The sequence below is a fragment of the Streptomyces sp. NRRL F-5122 genome, from assembly GCF_001507435.1.
Classification (GTDB): Bacteria; Actinomycetota; Actinomycetes; order Streptomycetales; family Streptomycetaceae; genus Streptomyces; species Streptomyces lannensis.
Genome location: NZ_LMWH01000300.1, coordinates 1 through 20,227, shown reverse-complemented (window position 1 = coordinate 20,227; position 20,227 = coordinate 1). Strand labels below are relative to the sequence as shown.

Here is a 20,227-nt window from a genome sequence, read left to right as displayed (position 1 = left end):
GCTCAGGCAGCCTTCCGGGCCAGCGGCCCGGAAGGTCTTAAGCCCTCAGCACCTGCCGGGCACCAACCCACCCGGACCAGCATCACGAACGCGGAATTCTTGGCACTCCATCGTGGTGTGCGCGGGATGCACCAGGCGCACATCCCGCCCATGCTTACGGCCCATCTCGATCAGGGCGCGCTTGGTAGCCGAGAGAGCGGCATCGGCCGCCTTCTTGGCCATGGTGGTCTTCGCGAGGAACTTCCGGCGGAAGTCTTCCACCGCGATCCGGTCATGGTCACAGACCACGGACTTGGCCCACTTGCGGCCGGTGTCCTGACGCTGCCCGGCGACCTTGGCGTACGCCTTCGCGCGCAGCTTCTTCGCCTCTCGGTAGGCCTTCGAGGAGGCCTGCCCCTTGGCCGGTCGGCGTCGGGCCATCATCCGGTCGTAGCGCGATAGCTTCGCCTGGGCCTTCTTCCCGTGCTGGGCGTGGGGAAGGTCGTGGTCCTCGCTCGTGGTGGTCGCGGTCTCCTTGACGCCGCAGTCGATCCCGATCATGCGGCCGGTCTCTGGCAGGTGCTCAGTGGTGGCGGTGGTCACGAAGGACGCGTACCAATGTCCGATGCAGTCGCGGTACACGCGCACCGAGGACGGCGGCTTGGGCAGCCGGCGCGACCACACCACCGTCAGTACGATCCCGCCCGCCAGGTGCAGGCGCCCGTCCTTGAGACGGAACCCACGCCGGGTGTAGTTCAACGACGGGTCCGCCTCCCGCTTCTTCTTCCAGTGGGGCATCCCTGCACGCTGCCGCATCGGCAGCCGCGCCTTGATGTCCCCCAGCGCCTTCGCCCGCGATGTCGCGAAGTCGCGTATGACCTGCTGCTGCGGCACACTCGCGCCCTGCGCGAGCCACGGCGTCACCCGGCGCGCCTCGGTCAGCACCTTGTCGAGCTGCGCTGGACCACACGTCAGCTTGTCCTCGCAACGCACCTTGTTGTCCAGGTACACGGCCTTGGACTTGGCCACGCATTCGTTCCAGATCCAGCGGCACCGGTCCCACTCCGCTTCGAGTGCAGCCCGCGCGCCGGCGGACACGCGAAGACGGTACGTGTACCGGGCGTGCCCGGCATCCCCATTCGTCGTCGCGTCCGTCGTCATGAACCCGAATCTATCCGGGAGGACTGACAGTTGAGAGCTCTTGATCAAGACGGGCCTTCTCACCCCATGCCGTGGTGGACCGCCAATCGCCCCGGCGGCGATTGCCCTTCCCCCGCCCTGCTCCGCTCCGCAGGAGTCCAATTCCTCCCCGACCTCAAGGCCCGGGCATCCTCGAGGAACCGAGTGATCGCCATCACGCAGCGCATGCTGCAAGGACTCGCCAGGTATGCGGAGGACGCCGCAAACCATGCCTCAGGCTCATCTCGATCCCGGCCTCCGACCGCGTGACGAAGCCGTCGGCGTGGGTCGTCACTGCTGCCCTCGGCGTCTCCATGGCCACGGACCTGTAGGGCGCGGATCGAAGGCGCGCCCCGGAGACGGGCGCGGCCACCGACTTCACCGACCCCGACATACTCGTGTCGGCGATATCAGTCGTCCGCAGTGGCAACGCCGGTCCGGGCCGGGCCGTCTTCGGAGCGGGTGCAGGCCCTGAACCGGCCCGGCGGCTGGGAGCGTGCCCGGCGGAAGGCCCGGCTGAAGGCATAGGCGGAGGAGTAGCCGACCGAGGCTGCGATCGCATCGAGGCTGTCGTCGGTGTCACGTAGACGCCGGGCTGCGAGGTCCATCCGCCAGCGAGTGAGGTAGGCGCCCGGTGACTCACCGGTCGCAGTGGTGAAGCGGCGGTCGAGCGTCGCCCGCGAGACGCCGACCTCACGGGCGAGGGCGGCGGTCGTCCATGGCCTTGCGGGCTCCTCATGAAGCCTGGTCACGGCGGCTCCCACCACGGAGTCGCCCAGGGCCCCGAGCCAAGAGGGTTCCGACGTCCCACCGGAAGCGAGCCAGGCCCGCAGCACCTGGACGAGCAGCACGTCCACCAGCCGGTCAAGAACCACGCCGGTGGCCGCACGCTGGGCGGCGAGTTCGCGGCCGAGCAGGCGCACGGTGTCCTCGGCCAACCCGTCCGGGTCACAATCGGCGCGCAGGTGGAGCACCTCCGGCAGCAGGGAAAGCACCTGCGTCGCGACGCTCTGATCATGGTCGTACTCGGCGCACAGGACGCGGGCGCGCACGGGTCCGGTACCGATCGACACGGTTCCCGAGGCGGTGGCGTGCCAGTCGTCGAACATGTGGGGCCCGGTGCGGGCCACTGCTGCCGGGTCACTGCCGAGAGCATGCTCAGCCCCTCCGGGCAGCAGGACGACATCCCCCGGCATCAGCTGCAGGGGCGCGCCGTCGGGCAGACCCACCCAGACAGTTCCCGCGGTGACCGCGTGCAGCGACGCACGTGGTGTCGCCGATGTCCACCACCAGCCCCAGTCTTCGCCGGCCTCGATCCGCGCACCGACCGCTCCCCGCACGTCCGACAGCGCCAGCACCTCTGCGAGCAAATCCACGGATGCACCCTACCTGGACATCACTGCAAGACAAATGGCCATCGCATTGCGCAAAACAGCTATCGCTTGACTCATCATGTGCGTCATACGGTGAGCGCATGAAGATCTCAGGAAGCACTGCACTGATCACCGGGGCATCGCGTGGCCTCGGCCGCCACTTCGCCGAGCAGCTCCTCGCACGCGGCGCCAAGGTGTACGCGACCGCACGCGACCCCGAACGCGTGGACGTCGCGGGGGTCGAACGCCTGCGCCTCGACCTCCTCGACCCTGCGTCCGTCACCGCCGCGGCCGAGGCCGCAGCGGACGTCACACTCGTCGTCAACAATGCGGGCGTCAGCCTCTACCAGGACCTCGTCACGGGCGACCTGGAGAAGATCCGTCGCGAGCTGGACACCTCCTTCTACGGCACGCTGGCCGTCGTACGCGCCTTCGCTCCGGTCCTCGCGGCAAACGGTGGAGGTGCGTTCCTGAACGTGCTGTCGCGGATGTCGTGGCTCTCCTATCCGGGGGCGAACTCCTACGCAGCAGCCAAGGCGGCGGCCTGGAGTCTGACAAATGGCGTCCGCCTGGAGTTGGCCGAGCAGGGCACCCAGGTGACCGGCCTGCTCATGAGCGCCACCGACACCGACATGATGAGCGGCTGGGACATCCCGAAGAACGATCCGGCGGATGTCGTGCGTCAAGCCCTGGACGGCCTCGAGGCGGGCGCTCTGGAAGTGATCGCGGACGAGGACACCCGCTTGGCCAAGGCCGCGCTCAGCGCCGACCCGGGCGAGACGTACGGCGCGCTCCTCACAAGGGCCGGGCACTCACGGTGACCGTGAGCGTGGCCCAGCGCCGATCGTGCGCCGACGGGAGCGGTGCCCGGCGGAGATGAGGCCAGGATGACGTCGGGCCGGCCTCCCCCTCCCGTGTGGCCCGGGTATCGGAGAACTCGCTGCGCCACCGTCGAAAATGAGGGATCCTGGACGGCCGTGACCGAAAATATGAGCGAACGGGTCCCGGACAGCGAGGTGCGGGCGCTTCTCAGGGCCCTGGACGGGCAGCGCCGCCACGTTCTGGGCATCCTCGACGGGCTCGACGCGGAGGCTCTGCGCCGGCCCGTACTGCCCTCCGGATGGCACTGCCTGGGACTGGTCCAGCACCTCGCGCTGGACGTCGAGCGTTTCTGGTTCCGCGCAGTCCTCGCCGGGGACCCGGAGATCATCCACGGCCTGACGAGCGGCGACGAAGCATGGAACGTGGCGCCGGAAGTACCGGCCGTCGACGTGCTCAATGGATATCGGCATGAGGCAGAACTCTCCGACGCCGTCATCACCGCCACCCCTGCTGATGCCGCCCTGGCCTGGTGGCCGCATGACCTCTTCGGTGAACCGCATCTGCACACCCTGCGCGACGTCCTGCTGCACGTCATCACCGAGACCGCATGCCACGCCGGCCACCTCGACGCGGCCCGAGAGCTCATCGACGGCCGCCGCTGGCTGGTCCTCACTTGAGCGGTCGCTCCCGCGGGGCACGGGGAATGGGCCCGCCCGACTGTTGTGGTTCATGAGGTTGCTGACGCCGGAGGGAGGGCTTGCCCGCTCGACGATTCTCTGACTATGGTCAGAGAATGGAAGCCGAGCAGATCGAGGCGGTCCGACGGTTCAACCGGGTCATCACGCAACGGATCGGCGCGCTCGAGGACGCGTACCTTTCACGCGAGCACTCGCTCGGCCTCTCGAGGCTTCTGTGGGAGATCGGATCCGAGGGCGCAGAGGTCCGCGTCCTGCGCTCCCGGCTGAGCCTTGACTCGGGATATGTCAGTCGCCAGCTGCGGCGTCTGGAGTCAGAGGGGCTCGTGACCACCGATCCCGATGAGAACGACGGGCGAGTGCGGACGGTGCGGCTCACCGACGCCGGTGCCTCCGAGCGAGCACTGCTGGATCGTTCCTCCGATGAGCTCGCGGCATCGATGCTTGAGCCGCTCACCGCATCGCAGCGCGATCGTCTGGTCGCCGCCATGGCCGAAGTCGAGAAGCTCGTCATCGCGTCGCTCGTGCGTATCGAGATCACCGACCCTCGGGACCCGGACGCCCGATTCTGCCTGCGGTCCTACTTCGCTGAGCTGGGACGTCGGTTCGACGGCGGCTTCGATCCAGCGCAGAGCATCCCGGCCGGCGACCAGGAGATGAGCCTGCCGGACGGGTTGCTGCTGGTTGCGACGGTCCAGGGATCGCCGGTCGGGTGCGGAGCCCTCAAGCTCCACCCGGACACCGGAATCGCCGAGGTCAAACGTATGTGGGTCTCCTCTGGCGTCCGCGGGCTCGGGCTGGGCCGGCGGCTGCTGGAGTGCCTTGCGAAAGAGGCCTCAACACGGGGGACGTCGACACTGCGGCTGGAAACCAACCAGACACTCACCGAGGCACGGCGCCTCTACGAGACAGCTGGATTCGTCGAAGTCGAGGCCTTCAACGACGAGCCCTACGCCCACCACTGGTTCCAGCGGGACCTGAAACCTGTCTGAGGGCGAAGGCTCCGGTCGCCCACGTCGCAGTAGACATGGGCATATCCCGGGCGTGTGCCTCCACGTGAGTCAACCGTTGGATGATGCGGGGGGACGGACCGAACACCGCGTGGGAGACCAACAGCGCGTCGCCCACCCACCGCACGGTGAAGCGGTCCTGACGGAGCCAGAACGGTGAACGGACGGAGGCGGCAAGGGGGCTGGTGTCCCACGGGCGTCACAGAAGGGCAACCACCCCATCCGCAGGGCCTTGAAGGGCTGGTGGGGGGCCGCATCATGGTGCCGGGAAGGAACGACAAGGGGGGTACGGAACAATGGAATTCACGGTCGAGCGGACCTTGAGAAGACGCGGGGTGCGGTGGACGGGTTGGGGGCTCGTCGTGCTGACGGGTTCGCTCGTATGGCTGATCGGCTCTTTCGGAAACGCCGTCCCCGGCGCGGCGTTCGTCGGGATCTTGTCCGCGTTGGCGGTCTGGCACGGGTGGAATGATCTGCGCAAGGCCCGAGGCCCTTTCCGGCTGCAGATCGACGGCCGCGGAATCACGCTGCACGACGCCGCCCTGTCCTGGGAGCAGGTCGATGCCGTCGCCCTGTGGCACGATCGTGCGGCGGACAGCGACACCACACCGCCCGATCCGCGGCTGATGCTCTGGACGGCGCCGGGCGTAACGCTACCGCGCAAACAGGACCGCACCTGGGACGCCCGGAATCGCTACACCCTGGTGAACTGTTCGGACCTCGACCAGAGTGTCTCGCAGCTCACCACTGCGCTCGCCAAGCACGGCGGCGCCCGTTTCGAGACGGCGCCGCGCGCAGTACGGCCGCCGATCCCGGTGACCGTCGCCGGACCCGAACTGAGTGTCCCCGGCGGGGAGCGGACCTTCACGGCCGATCAGGGCGCCCGCCGGAAGGCGGTCATCTGGACGCTGCTGGCGCTGCTGTGCAGCGCGGTGTTCGTGTCGCTCAACCTCTACCTGGTCTATCACCCCGACAAGGCCGACTACGATTCCGGAGCCGGGATCCCCGTCACGGTGGCGGCCCTCGCCGCACTCGTCTTCTGGATTAAGGTGCGCTCCTCCTACGTCCGCTGGCGCAAGCCGTTGCGGCTGCGGATCGGGGGTGCAGGCATCGGCATGCGCGAGGTGGCCGGTGAGGAGAGGTACTTCCAGTGGGCGCAGATAGCCGCCGTCTCGGTCGGGCCGCAGCCGTACAGCTCCGACTCCCATCCCTGTCTCACCGTGTGGCCGCTGCCCGGCACACACGCCCACGACCATCCCAGCCATCTGTCCGACGGCCATCGGGCCTACGTCCTACCTGGACTGGACCGGTTGCCGGGGGGCGTGACGGCGGTCGTGCCGGTGCTGCGTGCATACGCGGGTGAGCGGTACGCCGAAACGGCGTGACCGTAGGCGGATTGGCCGCGCCGGTCATCCGGCCGGCCATGCGTCTTTGACGCGGTCCGTCGGCGCCCGTCGGCGGTGGCGCAGGCCGGGCGGACGACTCCCGCTGTCAACGCCCGTATGCGTTCCGGACAACCGAATGCGTTCGCTCTCCCCTGGTCGCGGCCGGCTGCGCCCCTGACCGATTTCTCTCTGGCCATGGCCGACGGTGCTCCGCCTCCGCCGGGCGTTGCACCGTCGACCGGTTCGCTCCCGAACGACGCGGCATTCAGTCCTACTTGGCAGGGCCCCGGGTGGGGTCGGTGGGCCTCGGCAGCAGAACGCCGTCGACGTACAGATCGACGTGCTCGTTGTAGAACGCTGCCAAGCCCGCGATGCGGTTGGCGTGAATGGTCGGGAAGTCGTAGGCCCAGGCGATGTCCTCGTGGGAAGCGGTGTCACTGTCGAAGGACCAGTAGCCGCTCGTTGTCCCCTTGTACGGGCATCGCGTCACCGTGTCCGAGCGCCGCAGTTTCGTCCAGTCGACGTGCATGCGCTCAACGTAGTAGCGGGTCGGCAGGCCGGTCTCGAACAGCTTCACGCAGTTGGGCGCCTCCGCCAGCACGACCCCGTCCAGCTCCACCCGTACGCTGCTCGCCGATCGCAGCGCGTCCACCCGAGAGTAGGGGCTTCTGGGGTGCACGAAGACCGGCTCGTCCTCCTCGAACCACGAGTCGAGCGCGTCCCAATCGAAGCGCACGGTGTTGAGCAGACGCTCCGGGCTGCCCTCTTCCCACACCCACGCAGCACCCTCGCGAACCTCCGAGCCGACCTGCAGCGTGTGCCGGCGAGCGGGGCCCGCGCCACGGTGCTCGGTGTGATCGTCGTCGATGAGCACCCCTTCGACCAGATCCTCCACCGGAATGCTGAACTGGGGGTACGCGCGCCACTCCCACACATAGAGCGCACGCCGCGTGTCGAAGACCACGCGGCCTCCGATCAGTCCTCTGATCCTGCGCGGTACGGGCTCGACGTGCCCGACCGGGACGATCAGGCTCGGGTGCAGAACACTTTCGTTTGCCATGGTGACCTCGGTTTGCTCGTTGCTCGACCTCCAGCGCCTTCCGCCCGCCGGTCGTCTCCGTAACCGGCGGGCGGGCGGGGCGGAGGACAGATCAGGGCCGCGGGGCGCGCAGGTGGGCGCGTTGCTCGAGTTCCTCTTCGTCGACGAGTTCAAGCATGGGCTTGCCCGGCGCGCACATCATGGTGACCACGAACGAGGTCCTGGCGTCGGTGAGGGCGTTGCCGTCCTGGTAGTGGATGACGTCGCCGCCCGGCTCCCAGAACGTGCCGCCGGCCTCGACGATGCGCTCGGGCTCGCCCTCGAGTTCGAAGCGGACCGCGCCCTCGACGACGTAGCCGAACGCCGGACCCGAGTGGCGGTGCGGCGGAGTGCCGGGATCGCCGGGCTCCCACTCCACATGGATGGTCATCGCCGAGGCACCCTCGGGGACGGTGATCGGAGCGGCGTCCTGAAGCAGCTTCGCCGCCCTGGTCCAGCTCGGGCCGTCCCCAGCGCCGCCGTCATGGCCGTGACCGTGGTCGTGTTGCGCATTGTTCGACATGGTGTCGCACCTCCATAGGTCCTCGACGTCATGGGGCCCGACCCACCAGCGGACGCAACCGTCCTCCTGGCAATCGGCAACCATGGACACCTCATAGGGAATGACCGACGACGAGGTGGATCCGTGACATGCCCGTGCAGAGGGGCCCCGCTGGTCTTGGGTCGTATGGGCAGGACCTGGTGCCTCGCGATGTGGTGGGGCGTCAGGCCAGGGCCGAAAAGCCGTTGAGTTTCGACGGGTTGAGCACCCACAGGAGCCGCGTGATGCCATCCGCGCCCGCGTCGACGCTCAGCAGGGCGATGGCGTGTGTGCCGCGGGTGATCAGCGCACACGTACGGCCGTTGGCCTCCACCCAGCGAGTGCGAGTACCGGGCCAAAAACGCGGCTGGAAAGCCACGATGTACCGCGCGACACGGCTCTTGCCCAACACCGGGATGCGCGACGCGCCTCGCACGCCGCCGCCGTCCGAGTAACTGGCCGCATCCGAGGCGAGCAAGGCCTCGAGCGCCGCGAGATCGCCGGTCCGGGCCGCCGTGATGAAGTTGTCCAGCAGCCTGCGGTGTTCGTCTGCACCGACGTGGCTGCGCCGCTCACCGGCAATGTACGTGCGGGCCCGGCGGGCCAGTTGGCGGGCGTTGGCCTCGCTGGAGCCGATGACGGCGGCGATCTCCCGGTATGAGTAGTCGAAGGCTTCTCGTAGTACGTAGGCAGCCCGCTCCGTCGGCGTCAGCGTTTCGAGGAGCAGCAGGACCGCGAAGTCCAGTGCCTCGCCCCGTTCCGCACCGACGGCCGGATCGGCACCGGTGTCGACCGGTTCGGGGAGCCATGGTCCCACGTACGTCTCGCGGCGCATCCGTGCGGACGTCGCGACATTGATGGCGAGCCGTGTCGTCACCGTCGACAGGAAGGCTGTGGCGTCAAGGACGGCCGAACGGTCCGTGGTCTGCCACCGCACCCATGCGTCCTGCACGACGTCCTCGGCCTCCGCGGCGCTGCCGAGCATCCGGTAGGCGATGCCGAACAACCTGGGACGGACGCTGTCGAACACCTCCACGGCGTCCCCGAGGTCGTCCGCCTCCGGCCGTTCTGCCCGCAAGGTACACGTCCTGTCCCGCCCCACCGCTCACCGACTCCTCTCACGACTGCTTCCGGACCCGCAGGCCCCAGCCGCCGGGACGCGGCTGGGGCCACCTGCCCCTGCATCTATGACCGAGCAGCCCTTTCAGACGTGACAATCACGTCCTCACGCTCGTGCACGCATGACTTCGCGCCAGGTTCTTCCGACCGCGAGGCTTTTGTGCGCAGTGAGCATGTGTCTCTGAGGGTGGTGTGTGGGAGGTGTCGACAGAGAGTCGCCATGCCGACGGAGGAGATGGCGCCGGTGCGGGAACCGCCTTTCAGGCAGGGCGCGGCTCTCGATCTGCGGATCGCCGCGCTCGGTGGCGACGTCGGCGCGCCTCGGCGCTAAGCAGCCGGTCCGTCCGATGCATCCCCGTCCCCGTTCGGCCGGGCGGCCAGAATTCCATTGAGCAGGCCGGTGGACTGGCCGACCTCGATGAGGTAGCCGTCGGGGTCGCGCAGATAGCAGCGCAGTTCGGAGGTGCGGTCGAGGGGTTCGGTCAGGAAGTGGGCACCCTTCGCGACGGCGTGCGCGTAGAAGGAGGCCATGTCGGCCACGCGCACGTTCAGGAAGCTGGACACCCGATCGCGGCTCCGGGGCACTTCCAAAGTGACGTCCGGCTTGTCGGGAGTCGGTCCTCCACCGGGGTTCATGATGATCCAGCTGTTGGCGACCTTCACGATTGCCGGGTTGTCCTCCATCACGACCTCGCCGCCGAAGACGTCCGCGTAGAAGCGCCGCGCAACCACCACGTCGCGCACGGTCAGGAAGTGAGTGAGGAGGAGGCCGTGCTCGGGTACGGGGAGATCACCCTGGGACGTCGTCATCGTTTGTTGCCCTCCGTTGGCTTACGTGATCTTGGATGTTGCCGCCCGGACTGTGGGGGCGGACGGCTCACCGTTTTGCACCGACGAGCCGTCCTGTGATCGCCCGCGGCGCCTGCGGCGCTCAACTGCGCAGTTCGGGCGTTACGTACTCGAACGTCGGGCCGGCCGTGTTCTCGTCGCCGTCGAGGGTCTGCAGCAGGCTCTGCGCCTTTCCTTTGAGCATGTACATCGTGCCCATCGAGGCCCCGAACGCCTGCGGCCGGCCGTTGAACGTCTGCTCCAACTGCTGAAGCAGCGTGCAGTACGCCTGGTTGAACTGGGTTTGCGCGCTCCGAATCGGATCGCCCGCAGGGTGATCTTCAAGTCGGGGATTGGGACGCATCGGGTAGATGCCTTCGGAATCGACGACCACCGGTTCGCCCGTCGGTCCGGTCTGCGGCGTGTCACCGGGCTGGTAGCGGCGGCCCAGCTTGAGCTCGAGGAAGCGATAGTAGTGCGAGACCTCATGGTGCTCGGGGTGGAAGACGTCCTGGTCGCTGTCCCAGACTGCGCCGCGATCTGTCCCCTCGCCCTGTTCGACGATCTCCTGCATCGCCGCCAGCGCCGAGGCGAGGTCGGTGACCGCGGTCAACTTCCCGCTCGTGTGGCCGAAAGGCCCAGCCGTGACCTGCCGAGCCGGGTCACCGCTGAATACCTTCTGCTCACCGAGCTCGGCGCAGAGGTGGCGCAGGCCCTGTTCGATCGCGTCGTAGAACTGCCCGATCGTCTCGTAGTCGTCTCCCTCTGCCCCGGCGTCGGGCAGCGCCGGCTGTTCGAGACGAAGGAACATCTCCAGGGCATCGGGACCGAACGGGAGGAGCGACAGCTGCATGGAGCGGTCGCCGTGGGGCAGGGCGCGTGGGTGGACCGGCAGCATGTGGGGTGCGTCCAGGACGGGTTGACCACCGACCGCGTTCAGGAGGTTCGCCGCCAGCGCGAGGTGCAGCATCTCCTCGACGAAGACCCCGCTGACAGCCTGGACGGCGTCCGGGTTCCGCTGCGGATCCAGCGAGTAGAGGGCACAGAGGTAGGGCGGCAGCGTCGCGTGTTCCAGTTCGATCGCCCACTGAAGATGCTCACGCAGACTTTCGAGCGTCGTGATCGGTGCCTTGGCAGGCGTCTCGTCGATATTGAGCTGTGGTGAGTTGTTCAACGTCTTCTCACTTGGGTCGCCGACACGGGTGAGGACGACGGCAGAGGCTGCGGTGGACCACCCACCGCTCCCGTCCACCGGGAACGCTTCAGCTACCGCCTGCAACCTAGGACCGGACGGCCGAAGGATCCGTGACGGCTCCGCGGGACCGGCGTAGGTGATCCATGTCACAGAGGCGCGTGCCGGTATGGGCTTGGCGCGCGCCGAGCAGGGAGCACTCGCAAACTGGAGCGCGACCAGAAGCCGAGGGCCCTTGGGAAGCAGTGGGCTGAGGCCGCGCTCCCTCCACGGATGGGAACGCGATGTCCGTTCAAACTCGCGGCGTGGGACCGGCGTTGTGGTGGAAGGGTCGGCGCCGTGTTGCCTACGTCGTCCATGTGGACTTCACGGCCGAGCCAACAGCCCCGCGACTGCCCGCCGACCGAGCGCGGGGAGCGGTACGCCGGCCGGCTCCGCGCACCAGACAGTGCGGGAACCTGATGGCCTTCTCCTGTACGCCGCTGGAGCGCGGAGTGGCGCATATCAAGGGAACCGCCCGCGCACAGATTCACGTAATACATTGCGCCGGGCACCAGCACACAGCGCCACTTGAGGAGTGCGTATGAACTCCCTGTCCCTGCCAGCACCCCCTTCCCTGCCGGTTGGTGCCTGGTGGGCCATCGCTGTGGGACTCTGCGCGCTCTACATGGCAACAATGGTGCGCTGGATGCCCACACCATCAACCCGATATCAGGTGGCTGTCGTGCCCGTGGTGGCCGTCGGCGTGGTCGCCGGGGTGGTCCTTCATCATGGATCCGTCTCAGCAGGGCTGGGCGCGGCTTCGGGGATCCTGCTGGGGCTTCCGCTGGCGTTGGCGGGTCAGCATCGCGAGCTGGCACGTCGCATCGTGGACTGGGAGGCGAACGGCAGCAGGCCGGGCGAGCTGATGGCACCCATTGGCGTGATCGCCCGCTATGCGATCATCGCCCCGGGCCTGCCCATGCTGGGATGGTGGCTGGGGTGAGGTCGGCGTAGCGGTCGCCGAAGCGGCCTTACCGAAGACGTTCAGCGACCGTCACCGCCGCAGACCCGGAGCAGAGGGGCTGGACTCGCCACGCTGGGCGTGCATCCGGCGTGGGACTGTCGGCATCCGGCGCGGCGGAGGCCCGGCAACGACTGTGTGAGAACCTGCCGGCCGCGGCCATGGCAATCCCCGGTTCCGGTCTCAGCAGCCTGAACGACGCAGTGTGGGCGATCCCGTGCGACACCTTGAAGGACGCGCGCCGAGGCCGGCACCGCGCCGAACGCGTGGCGTATCAGGACCTGTTCCGGGAGCGGGGCCGGACCTGTGAAGAGGAAACCGACCGATCAGAGTCCCGTCGCCCGATCGGGCGGCGGGACTCTTCTCCTATTTGAGTTGACGCGACAGGACCCTTGATCCCTATCGGTGATCCCGCTGCCTATTCGCAGGCCACTCCGTCGCCGTCGCGGTCGAGTTGGCGACTGTAGCCAGGCTCCCCCGCGTGCAGTGGAGTGACTCCAGCGACGCGAGCAGCAGAGCAGTTGGCGTAGTAGGTGCTGCCGCCCCCATCGCTGGAACCACCACCACTGCTGCTGCCACCACCACTACTGCTGCCGGATCCGCCGCCTGCGGCCGCTTTCGCAGTCACAGTGACCTTTACCTTGATGGTCTTGGTGGCAGTGACAGTAGGAGCCGGCTCAGGGGCGGCGGTCTCCGTCGCCGTCGCGGTGACCGTGGCGGTGGGTTGCGGCTCGGCCGCGACCTGCTTGGCGTCACTCTTTGTGGTGCTCTGATCGCCGGCACCGACTCCGACACCTACAAGGAAGGCGAAGCCCAGCGCGGGGAGCATGAAGCGCTTGCGGGCCCATTTCGGTACTGGACGAAAAGCTGGTGGCTGCGGTGGTACGGGTGGTCCGGTGTACGGGTAGCTCATCTTGTCCCCCCTGCTGTTTGAGGGGATGACGGTAACGCCGCGGGACTTGATGTGGATGATATATGGAGGTTCAGTGACGCACCTGTGACTGTCGGTGCCGCCCGTTCAGCCTGAGCTCTTCTCCGGAGCAGAGCGCGCAGACATCTGCCGGCATCGCCCCCTGCGGCGAGCGCCATCTACAAACTACTGGTCACTTGCGCGCTTCGTCCCGCCGCAAAGGCTCGCTCAGGGGCCCGGCGTCCGAAGCTCCCACGGTGCCGCACGGCTCTCATACGTCAATCAGTTGCACGAGCCACGCCACGGACACGTTCGGCGACGCACTCGCTACCGGTCTGCCGGCTGATCGAGGAATCCATGACGTGGTTCCAGTCGTGTGCCGTGGCACCAGTCGTGCCCCCTCACCACGACCGACGCCCTGGACCTGGCCCTACCCTGGTACGGGCGGTCTCGACGCGCACCGCGCTTCCGGGAGTCGAGAGTGACCACCATTGCGCCTACAGTGCAGTGGTCGATCCGTGTGCTGTGGATGATCCGAGAGAGGGGACTGGCCGGTGGCTGAGATCGACGGTGAGCGGCGGTCGGCGGGTGAGCTGGAGGCCAGTGTCCTCGCTGCGCTGTGGGCGGCCGGCAGGCCGCAGTCAGCAGCGCAGGTCAGGGAGGCCATGCCGCAACCCTTGGCTCGGACGACCGTGGCGACGCTGCTCGCACGTCTACATCAGAAGGGCCTCATCGGCAGGCGTCCCGGCGGACGCGGTTTCGTCTACTTCCCGATGGATGACGCGCACGGTCTCACGACTCGGCGGATGCATCACGAACTTGATCGGGACAGTGACCGCAGCATGGTGCTGGCGCGATTCGTCAAAGGGCTGAGCCAGGCCGACGAGGAGGAGCTGAGGCGGCTTCTCGAGGAAGGCGAACGATGATCGCACTGCTGCTCGTCCCGCTTGTCCTCCCCTGGTTACTGCCGCCTCTGGCCCGACGTACCGCGGAGCGAGTACGGCCGGACATCGCCTTGTGGTCGATCACCGCCGTCTCCGCCACGCTCGCTTTCGGCGTGGTCGCGTGCTTGGGCGCACTGCTTCTCCCTCTCGCCCTGCAGGTTCCTCAGTTCGCTGTCCTGGTGGATCTGATCCAGCCACTCAAGGCCGGTCCCGAATCGCTGGTTCTGGGGGTTTCGGCGCTGGCTGCCGGCGTTGCGGCTGTCACCGTTGTCGCCGGGGCGCGCCGCGTGACGTCGGAGGTGCGCCGTCTGCGTGCCGCCCGCGGAAGTGTCGCCGTGCTTCCGGACGCCGGAGGGCTTTGTGTGGTGGATGACCCGCAGCCGGACGCCTATGCGCTGCCCGACGGCCTGCGTGGGCGGGGGCGGATCGTGGTGACCTCGGGCATGCTTCGCGCCTTGGGCGGCGACGAACGGGAGGTGCTCCTCGCTCATGAACGCGCCCATCTGGCCGGTCGGCATCACCTCTTTCTCGCTGCCGCACTCATCGCCGCTCAGTGTCATCCCGCGCTGGCCGCTGTCGTGCACCCCGTTTCCTTTGCGGCTGAGCGCGCCGCCGATGAGGTTGCCGCCCGCGAGGCAGGAGACCGAAGGCTGACCGCGCACGCCGTGGGGCGCGCCGCTCTGGCCGCCGCTCGTCGGCACGGAGGCACCCGACTGCCGGTGGTGATTCCTGGAGCGGTGACAGGCCCGGTGCCCGCCCGTGTCAGGGCACTTCTCAGCGAGGCACCGACACGACGGATCGTTCCGGCGTTGCTGGCCATGGTCCTGGTGTGCACCGGTGCCGCCGCATCCTCCCTCGGCGGAGCCACGCTCCTGCACCGCGGCGTCGAGGTCGCCCAGGGCGAGATGCCCTCCCACTGACACGACACTCGCGAACGACACTAAGGGCAGCCTTTCCTAACCGTCTACTGCTGTGTAGACTCAGCGGACGATCGGGCCTTCGCCCACGCCTTCCTTCCCGTGTGAAACGAGGCATCCTCCATGTCCGCGAGTTCGCGCTACCTGCTGCCCTGCGCCGCCACTGCCACAGCGGCCGTCGTATCACTGTCGGGGTGCGCACAGAAATCCGACGGCAGCGACGGATCGGTTCGGGTTACGGCGTCGGACTCCAAGTGCGAGGTCTCTCGGACGCAATTCCCCGCAGGCCATGTCACTGTGAGCATCGAGAACACCGGCTCGAAGGTGACCGAGGTGTACGTGCTGTTCCCGGACGACCGGATCGCAGCGGAACGCGAGAACATCGGGCCGGGCACCAAGTCGTCGATCACCACAGAGATCAAGTCGGGCGAGTACCGGATTGCCTGCAAGCCGGGCATGAAGGGCGACGGCATCCGTCAGACGGTGACGGTCACCGGCAAGAACGCAGCCTCCAAGCGGAGCCCTGAGGCGGACAGGGCGGTGGCTGCCGATCGCTCGTACGTCCTTGCACAGGCTGAACAGACCCTTCCTCGGGCGCAGGCCTTCGCCGACGCCGTCAAGGCCGGGGATGTCGCGACGGCGAAGAAGCTTTACGCACCCTCCCGGATCGGATGGGAACGCACAGAACCGGTCGCCGAGTCCTTCGGTGACATCGATCCGAAGGTCGACGTCCGCGAAGACGGCCTCGAGGCAGGTCAGGATCCGGCCGCGGACTGGACCGGCTGGCACCGCCTGGAGAAGGCGCTATGGCAAGGAGGGAAGATCGGCGCCCGCGAGAAGGAACTCGCCGACCGGCTGATGACCGATCTGAACACGTGGGTGAAGAAGGTCGGCACTGCGGAGATCACCCCGACATCGATGGCGAACGGCGCCAAGAGCCTGTTGGACGAGGTCGCTCGCAACAAGGTCACCGGCGAAGAAGAACGTTACTCCCACACCGATCTGGTGGACTTCAAGGGCAACCTCGAGGGCGCTCAACAGTCCTACGAGCTTCTCAAGCCGCTCGCCTCCAGGAACGACACCGGCTTGACCAAGGAACTCGACAGCCAATTCGTCGCACTATCCCAGCTGTTGGAGAAGTACCGCACCACCGGCGACTACGCCTACGCCTCCTACGACACAGTCACCAAGCCCCAGCGCAAGGAGCTCTCCGACGGAGTGAATGCACTGGCCGAGCCGCTCTCGAAGCTTGCCGCTGCCGTCGTGAAATGAGTCGACGCATGCCACGCGCATGAGGTCAACACACATCTACCGAGAAGGCGCGTCAGCCTCCTTCGTATCGCGCCGTCGCGTGACGGCGCAGGCTCTTCGCCCAACGACGCGCCAGACACCACTGACTCAACCGAGGGAAGGACTGGGCGTGTTCGCCAATTACCTGATCGGCTTGCGTGAAGGGCTGGAAGCCAGCCTTGTCGTATGCATACTCGTCGCGTACCTGGTCAAGAGCGGCAACCGGCGGCAGCTGCTTCCCGTGTGGGTGGGGGTCGCGCTGGCTGTCTTCCTCAGCCTGGCCTTCGGCGCGCTCCTGCAATTCGGCTCCTCGACGCTCACCTTCCAGGCTCAAGAAGCCCTTGGCGGCACCCTGTCCATCCTGTCGGTAGCTCTGGTGACCTGGATGGTCTTCTGGATGCGGCGCACCGCACGCCATCTGAAGAGCGAGCTTCAAGGCAAGCTCGACGCGGCCCTGGCCGTCGGCACCGGCGCGCTGGTGGTGACCTCATTCTTCGCCGTGGGGCGCGAGGGCCTGGAAACGTCGCTGTTCATCTGGACCGCCGTACAAGCCACTGGTAACGGCATCCGCCCGCTGATCGGCGCGCTGCTGGGGCTCGCGACCTCCGCCGCGCTTGGATGGCTGTTCTACAAGGGTGCCCTGCGGATCAATCTGGCGAGGTTCTTCCGCTGGACCGGAGCCATGCTGGTAGTCGTTGCCGCCGGCGTCCTCGCGTACGGCATTCACGACCTCCAGGAAGCAGGTTTCCTGCCCGGGCTGAACGATCTCGCCTTCGACATCAGCACCACCATCCCCCCGGACTCCTGGTACGGCACACTCTTCAAGGGTGTCTTCAACTTCCAGCCCGATCCCACCGTGCTCCAGATCATCATCTGGACGCTGTACCTGGCCCCCGTGATGGCCGTGTTCCTCGCTCCCCAGCGCACCGGCACCGCGTCCAGGCCTCGTCAGCCGATCAGCGGGCCGACGGCCGAGTAGCGCAGGTCGGGCCGGACGGACAGGGCCCCGCAGCAGTCAGGATGCGTTCAGGTGTCCGATGGCACGGTCGGGAACCATGACGTACGAGACCCCTGGAAACGCCGGACTTCCCGCAGTCGACGCACCGGCCCCTCCGCAGCGCACTGCGTCGCGCTACAACAAGGTGCCCGAAGTCACCGTCTACTTCTGGATCATCAAGGTTCTGTGTACCACCGTCGGCGAGACCGCGGCCGATCTGCTGAACTCCAACGCAGGACTCGGCTTGACCGGTGTTTCGGTGCTGATGAGTGCCCTGCTGGCCATCGTGCTGGTCGTACAGTTCCGCACGCGGGCCTACCGACCCGGGATCTACTGGCTCGCTGTGGCTCTCATCAGCGTCGTCGGCACGCTGATCAGCGACAACCTCACCGACAACATGGGTGTGCCGCTGGAGACCAGCACCGTCGTGTTCGCCCTGCTCCTCGCGATCGTGTTCCTGGTCTGGTACCGGCGCGAGCGCACGCTGTCCATTCACCACATCGACTCCACCGGCCGCGAGTCCTTCTACTGGCTCGCCGTCCTGTTCACCTTCGCCCTGGGCACTGCGGCAGGCGACCTCGTCTCCGAGCGCATGTCCCTCGGCTACTGGCTGTCGGCCGTACTGTTCGCCATGGGCATCGCCGCAGTCGCCCTGGCGCGATTCGCGCTGGATCTCAACGCGGTCGGCAGCTTCTGGGTCGCCTACATCCTGACCCGTCCGCTCGGCGCCTCCATCGGTGACTACTTGTCCCAGCCAACCGCCGATGGCGGCCTGGGAATCGGTACCGTGGTGACCAGCGTGCTGTTCCTGGCGGTCATCCTCGGCCTCGTGGTGTACCTCGCAGTGACGCGTAGGGACGTCACGGAGCGCAAGCCGGTCAACCGACACGCGGCCTGAGCGGTTGATCAGCAGGCGACCGGGCCGCGACCCGAAAGTCCGGCAGAGGTCGCCGCTCGGCTCGACTCCGGGGCGCTCGTCACCGACCACGGCGAGTGCCGCGGAGTCCTACGAACCTACGGAAGCTACCCGCCTGGGTACCGTCAGCCGCACCCGGTCTCCGGCGTCCCCGACGCTGCGCTGGATACGCGTGCCTCCTGTGCCCGGATCAGGACCTCCGCTCACCGTTCGCGGCTCGGATGCTGATCAGCCGGCCGGCAGACTGACGGTGAACTTGGCCCCAGGTGCATGGGCGGAGTCGTAGGACACTTCACCGCCCACAGCCCGGGCGAGACGTCGGGCGAGCGGCAACCCCAGGCCGGCGCCGTCGTGCCCGTCGTCGGCATCGGCACGCCGACCTGGCTGGAACAGTTCGGCGATGAACGTCTGCGGCACACCGGGGCCGTCGTCGACGACATCGATTCGCACCACGCCCGAGATCCTCCGCGCACGGACCTTCACGCTTGAACGTGCATAGCGAACAGCGTTGGTGAGCAATGGGCTGACGATGCGTTCGAGAAGGGCGGGCGGAACTCCCACCTCGAGCACCGAGGACTCGGCCTCTACGAACCTGTGCACCTGATCCGGTGTGCCTGCGTGTTGAATCATGCGGCCCAGCACCGATACGACGTCCGAGGTTCCGGGCACGGTCGCCGGATTGCGCGCGCTCTCTCGGGCGTCGTTCAAGAGGGTGTCGCAGATCGTGCGCATGGCCTGAGCCGCCTCTGCAATCACCGCTTGGATGGCGCGCGTCTCCTCGGCGGAGCGCGGACGGCGTCTCCACCAGTCGAGTTCGGTGATGATACGGGTGAGCGGGGTGCGCAGTTCGTGAGACAGCTCAGCGGTCAGCTGCTGTTCGTATCGCAACGCAGTCCGTATGCGATCCAGGAGCGCGTCCAATGAGGTGCCCAGGCTGGTGAGTTCGGCCGGGTGATCCTTGGCACCGAAACGGTCGTCGGAGTGCACGGCACTCCACTGGGTGGCCTGATCGGTCATCAGCCGTACCGGACGAAGGGCCCGGGCGACGGACAGACGTGTGAGCACGTATGTGCACAGGAGCATCACGGCATCCAGCACCAGCGAACCCAGGAGCAGTGTGTCGGCCGAACTGCGATAGGGGCCGAGGTCCAGGGCGGTCACGACCACGGCGCCACCACGCCCACCCGACAAGGGCTCGGAACACAGACGCAGAGGCCGGTCACCGCGCGCGGTCACGGTCGTGCAGGCGTGCCTTGGCTGTGCGGCCAACCGGTCGACGGCTTGGGACAGCGGCCCGGCGGACGCGACCGATGGCGGTTTCTCCAGCAGACGCCCCCCGTCAAGGATCCACACGTTCGTATCGAGGAGGCGGTCGTTGACGGTTTCCAGCACACGCACGTGGGGGCCGCTCGTGTCGACGGTGGTGGCTACGGCGGCTGCCCGGTTGCGCAGTTCGTCGTCCGCCTGGTGCCGCAGGTGCCGGTCCATGGTCACGTTGAACAGGACGGTCAGGACCGCCATCAGCAGCGATGCGGCCGTCAGGGCCACGAGGGAAAGGCGCCCCCGCAGGGTTCGAGGCGCCAGTCGTGTCAAGAGTCCCTTCATGACAGGCGGTGTCCGATTCCGCGGGCCGTGCCGATGGTCAGGTCGCTGCCCGCCTCGCGCAGCTTTCGTCGTAGCCGGCTCAGGTACTGGTCCAGGGTGTTGTCACTCACCTGCGCTCCTTCGGGCCAGGCGGCCCGGACCAGCTCTCTGCGGCGCACGATGGTGCCGTCGGCGGCGGTGAGTGTGGCCAGTAGCCGGAATTCCGTCGGGGACAGGCCGATGCGGGCTCCGGGTGCAGACATGCTGTGGTTCACCGGGTCGAGGACGAGATCGCCGGCCGACATCGCGGTCTGGGGGGCTGCGCGCTTGAGAAGGGCCTTGATCCGAGCGACGAGTTCGGCCGGATGGAACGGCTTGAGCAGGTAGTCGTCGCCTCCGGCGGCGAACCCGGACAGACGGTCGGTGATCTGGTGGCGAGCGGTCAGAAAGATGACAGGGGCCACA

At 67.6% G+C, this 20,227-nt stretch carries 19 protein-coding genes and 1 pseudogene; 10 read left to right on the top strand and 10 right to left on the bottom strand.

What is annotated here, in order from left to right:
- Window positions 1-2: 2 nt before the first annotated feature.
- Both ADL25_RS43390 and ADL25_RS43385 read right to left on the bottom strand, forming a co-directional pair.
- A pseudogene (locus tag ADL25_RS43390) lies at window positions 3-1,140 on the bottom strand (RNA-guided endonuclease InsQ/TnpB family protein).
- Window positions 1,141-1,568: 428 nt separating this feature from the next.
- Window positions 1,569-2,534: an AraC family transcriptional regulator gene (locus tag ADL25_RS43385; protein ID WP_059133483.1), complete on the bottom strand. Its 966-nt coding sequence runs from the start codon at window positions 2,532-2,534 to the stop codon at window positions 1,569-1,571.
- A 98-nt stretch (window positions 2,535-2,632) separates the two neighbouring features.
- Between ADL25_RS43385 and ADL25_RS43380 the strand changes: the two genes are divergently transcribed.
- The 4 genes from ADL25_RS43380 (at window position 2,633) to ADL25_RS43365 (ending at window position 6,443) form a co-directional block, all read left to right on the top strand.
- Window positions 2,633-3,352, top strand: a complete 720-nt coding sequence (locus tag ADL25_RS43380) for an SDR family oxidoreductase (RefSeq protein WP_059133482.1) — start codon at window positions 2,633-2,635, stop codon at window positions 3,350-3,352.
- Between the two features lie 168 nt (window positions 3,353-3,520).
- Window positions 3,521-4,030 (top strand): DinB family protein, encoded by a 510-nt coding sequence (locus tag ADL25_RS43375; protein ID WP_059133481.1) that lies wholly within the window; start codon window positions 3,521-3,523, stop codon window positions 4,028-4,030.
- An 80-nt stretch (window positions 4,031-4,110) separates the two neighbouring features.
- Window positions 4,111-5,040: a MarR family winged helix-turn-helix transcriptional regulator gene (locus tag ADL25_RS43370; RefSeq protein WP_319114303.1), complete on the top strand. Its 930-nt coding sequence runs from the start codon at window positions 4,111-4,113 to the stop codon at window positions 5,038-5,040.
- 314 nt (window positions 5,041-5,354) lie between these two features.
- The gene (locus ADL25_RS43365; RefSeq protein WP_059133479.1) at window positions 5,355-6,443 is read left to right on the top strand and encodes a hypothetical protein; all 1,089 of its coding nucleotides are present in this window, start codon (window positions 5,355-5,357) and stop codon (window positions 6,441-6,443) included.
- A 271-nt stretch (window positions 6,444-6,714) separates the two neighbouring features.
- On the opposite strand, the gene ADL25_RS43360 is transcribed toward ADL25_RS43365, so the two are convergent.
- From ADL25_RS43360 to ADL25_RS43340, 5 genes are all read right to left on the bottom strand, one after another.
- Window positions 6,715-7,503, bottom strand: a complete 789-nt coding sequence (locus tag ADL25_RS43360) for a DUF427 domain-containing protein (protein ID WP_059133478.1) — start codon at window positions 7,501-7,503, stop codon at window positions 6,715-6,717.
- A 91-nt stretch (window positions 7,504-7,594) separates the two neighbouring features.
- The gene (locus ADL25_RS43355; protein ID WP_059133477.1) at window positions 7,595-8,044 is read right to left on the bottom strand and encodes a cupin domain-containing protein; all 450 of its coding nucleotides are present in this window, start codon (window positions 8,042-8,044) and stop codon (window positions 7,595-7,597) included.
- A gap of 202 nt (window positions 8,045-8,246) precedes the next feature.
- The gene (locus ADL25_RS43350) at window positions 8,247-9,140 is read right to left on the bottom strand and encodes an RNA polymerase sigma-70 factor (RefSeq protein WP_059133476.1); all 894 of its coding nucleotides are present in this window, start codon (window positions 9,138-9,140) and stop codon (window positions 8,247-8,249) included.
- 368 nt (window positions 9,141-9,508) lie between these two features.
- Window positions 9,509-9,991 carry a VOC family protein gene (locus tag ADL25_RS43345; RefSeq protein ID WP_059133475.1) on the bottom strand — a complete coding sequence of 161 codons (483 nt, stop codon included), beginning with the start codon at window positions 9,989-9,991 and terminating at the stop codon, window positions 9,509-9,511.
- Window positions 9,992-10,112: 121 nt separating this feature from the next.
- The gene (locus ADL25_RS43340; RefSeq protein WP_059133474.1) at window positions 10,113-11,183 is read right to left on the bottom strand and encodes a ferritin-like domain-containing protein; all 1,071 of its coding nucleotides are present in this window, start codon (window positions 11,181-11,183) and stop codon (window positions 10,113-10,115) included.
- 601 nt (window positions 11,184-11,784) lie between these two features.
- Here ADL25_RS43340 and ADL25_RS49540 point away from each other — a divergent pair.
- Window positions 11,785-12,186 carry a hypothetical protein gene (locus ADL25_RS49540; protein ID WP_159045153.1) on the top strand — a complete coding sequence of 134 codons (402 nt, stop codon included), beginning with the start codon at window positions 11,785-11,787 and terminating at the stop codon, window positions 12,184-12,186.
- A gap of 436 nt (window positions 12,187-12,622) precedes the next feature.
- Here ADL25_RS49540 and ADL25_RS47575 read toward each other — a convergent pair whose 3' ends face one another.
- Complete coding sequence (locus tag ADL25_RS47575; RefSeq protein ID WP_079051009.1) at window positions 12,623-13,117, bottom strand: excalibur calcium-binding domain-containing protein; 495 nt, start codon at window positions 13,115-13,117, stop codon at window positions 12,623-12,625.
- Between the two features lie 551 nt (window positions 13,118-13,668).
- Between ADL25_RS47575 and ADL25_RS43330 the strand changes: the two genes are divergently transcribed.
- From ADL25_RS43330 to ADL25_RS43310, 5 genes are all read left to right on the top strand, one after another.
- On the top strand, window positions 13,669-14,040 hold the full coding sequence (locus ADL25_RS43330) for a BlaI/MecI/CopY family transcriptional regulator (RefSeq protein ID WP_059133472.1): 372 nt from the start codon (window positions 13,669-13,671) through the stop codon (window positions 14,038-14,040).
- On the top strand, window positions 14,037-14,978 hold the full coding sequence (locus ADL25_RS43325) for a M56 family metallopeptidase (protein ID WP_059133471.1): 942 nt from the start codon (window positions 14,037-14,039) through the stop codon (window positions 14,976-14,978). Before ADL25_RS43330 ends, ADL25_RS43325 begins: the two co-directional genes overlap by 4 nt.
- Window positions 14,979-15,098: 120 nt before the next feature.
- Window positions 15,099-16,247, top strand: coding sequence for an iron uptake system protein EfeO (efeO, locus tag ADL25_RS43320; RefSeq protein WP_059133470.1), 1,149 nt, complete (start codon window positions 15,099-15,101; stop codon window positions 16,245-16,247).
- A gap of 148 nt (window positions 16,248-16,395) precedes the next feature.
- On the top strand, window positions 16,396-17,244 hold the full coding sequence (gene efeU / locus ADL25_RS43315; protein WP_059133469.1) for an iron uptake transporter permease EfeU: 849 nt from the start codon (window positions 16,396-16,398) through the stop codon (window positions 17,242-17,244).
- Window positions 17,245-17,320: 76 nt separating this feature from the next.
- Window positions 17,321-18,160, top strand: coding sequence for a hypothetical protein (locus ADL25_RS43310; RefSeq protein ID WP_059133468.1), 840 nt, complete (start codon window positions 17,321-17,323; stop codon window positions 18,158-18,160).
- A 246-nt stretch (window positions 18,161-18,406) separates the two neighbouring features.
- On the opposite strand, the gene ADL25_RS43305 is transcribed toward ADL25_RS43310, so the two are convergent.
- Complete coding sequence (locus tag ADL25_RS43305) at window positions 18,407-19,783, bottom strand: sensor histidine kinase (protein WP_059133467.1); 1,377 nt, start codon at window positions 19,781-19,783, stop codon at window positions 18,407-18,409.
- A partial coding sequence (locus ADL25_RS43300) for a response regulator transcription factor (RefSeq protein WP_059133466.1) occupies window positions 19,780-20,227 on the bottom strand: 448 nt, incomplete at its 5' end. The genes ADL25_RS43300 and ADL25_RS43305, both read right to left, overlap by 4 nt.

Excerpts from the sequence above, each read along its gene's own strand:
- ADL25_RS43375 (WP_059133481.1), top strand. The coding sequence starts at position 3,521 with ATGAGCGAACGGGTCCCGGACAGCGAGGTGCGGGCGCTTCTCAGGGCC.
- ADL25_RS43360 (WP_059133478.1), bottom strand. The coding sequence starts at position 7,503 with ATGGCAAACGAAAGTGTTCTGCACCCGAGCCTGATCGTCCCGGTCGGG.
- ADL25_RS49540 (WP_159045153.1), top strand. The coding sequence starts at position 11,785 with ATGAACTCCCTGTCCCTGCCAGCACCCCCTTCCCTGCCGGTTGGTGCC.
- ADL25_RS43325 (WP_059133471.1), top strand. The coding sequence starts at position 14,037 with ATGATCGCACTGCTGCTCGTCCCGCTTGTCCTCCCCTGGTTACTGCCG.
- efeO (WP_059133470.1), top strand. The coding sequence starts at position 15,099 with ATGTCCGCGAGTTCGCGCTACCTGCTGCCCTGCGCCGCCACTGCCACA.
- ADL25_RS43355 (WP_059133477.1), bottom strand. The coding sequence starts at position 8,044 with ATGTCGAACAATGCGCAACACGACCACGGTCACGGCCATGACGGCGGC.
- ADL25_RS43380 (WP_059133482.1), top strand. The coding sequence starts at position 2,633 with ATGAAGATCTCAGGAAGCACTGCACTGATCACCGGGGCATCGCGTGGC.
- ADL25_RS43365 (WP_059133479.1), top strand. The coding sequence starts at position 5,355 with ATGGAATTCACGGTCGAGCGGACCTTGAGAAGACGCGGGGTGCGGTGG.
- ADL25_RS43310 (WP_059133468.1), top strand. The coding sequence starts at position 17,321 with ATGACGTACGAGACCCCTGGAAACGCCGGACTTCCCGCAGTCGACGCA.
- ADL25_RS47575 (WP_079051009.1), bottom strand. The coding sequence starts at position 13,117 with ATGAGCTACCCGTACACCGGACCACCCGTACCACCGCAGCCACCAGCT.
- ADL25_RS43345 (WP_059133475.1), bottom strand. The coding sequence starts at position 9,991 with ATGACGACGTCCCAGGGTGATCTCCCCGTACCCGAGCACGGCCTCCTC.
- ADL25_RS43305 (WP_059133467.1), bottom strand. The coding sequence starts at position 19,783 with ATGAAGGGACTCTTGACACGACTGGCGCCTCGAACCCTGCGGGGGCGC.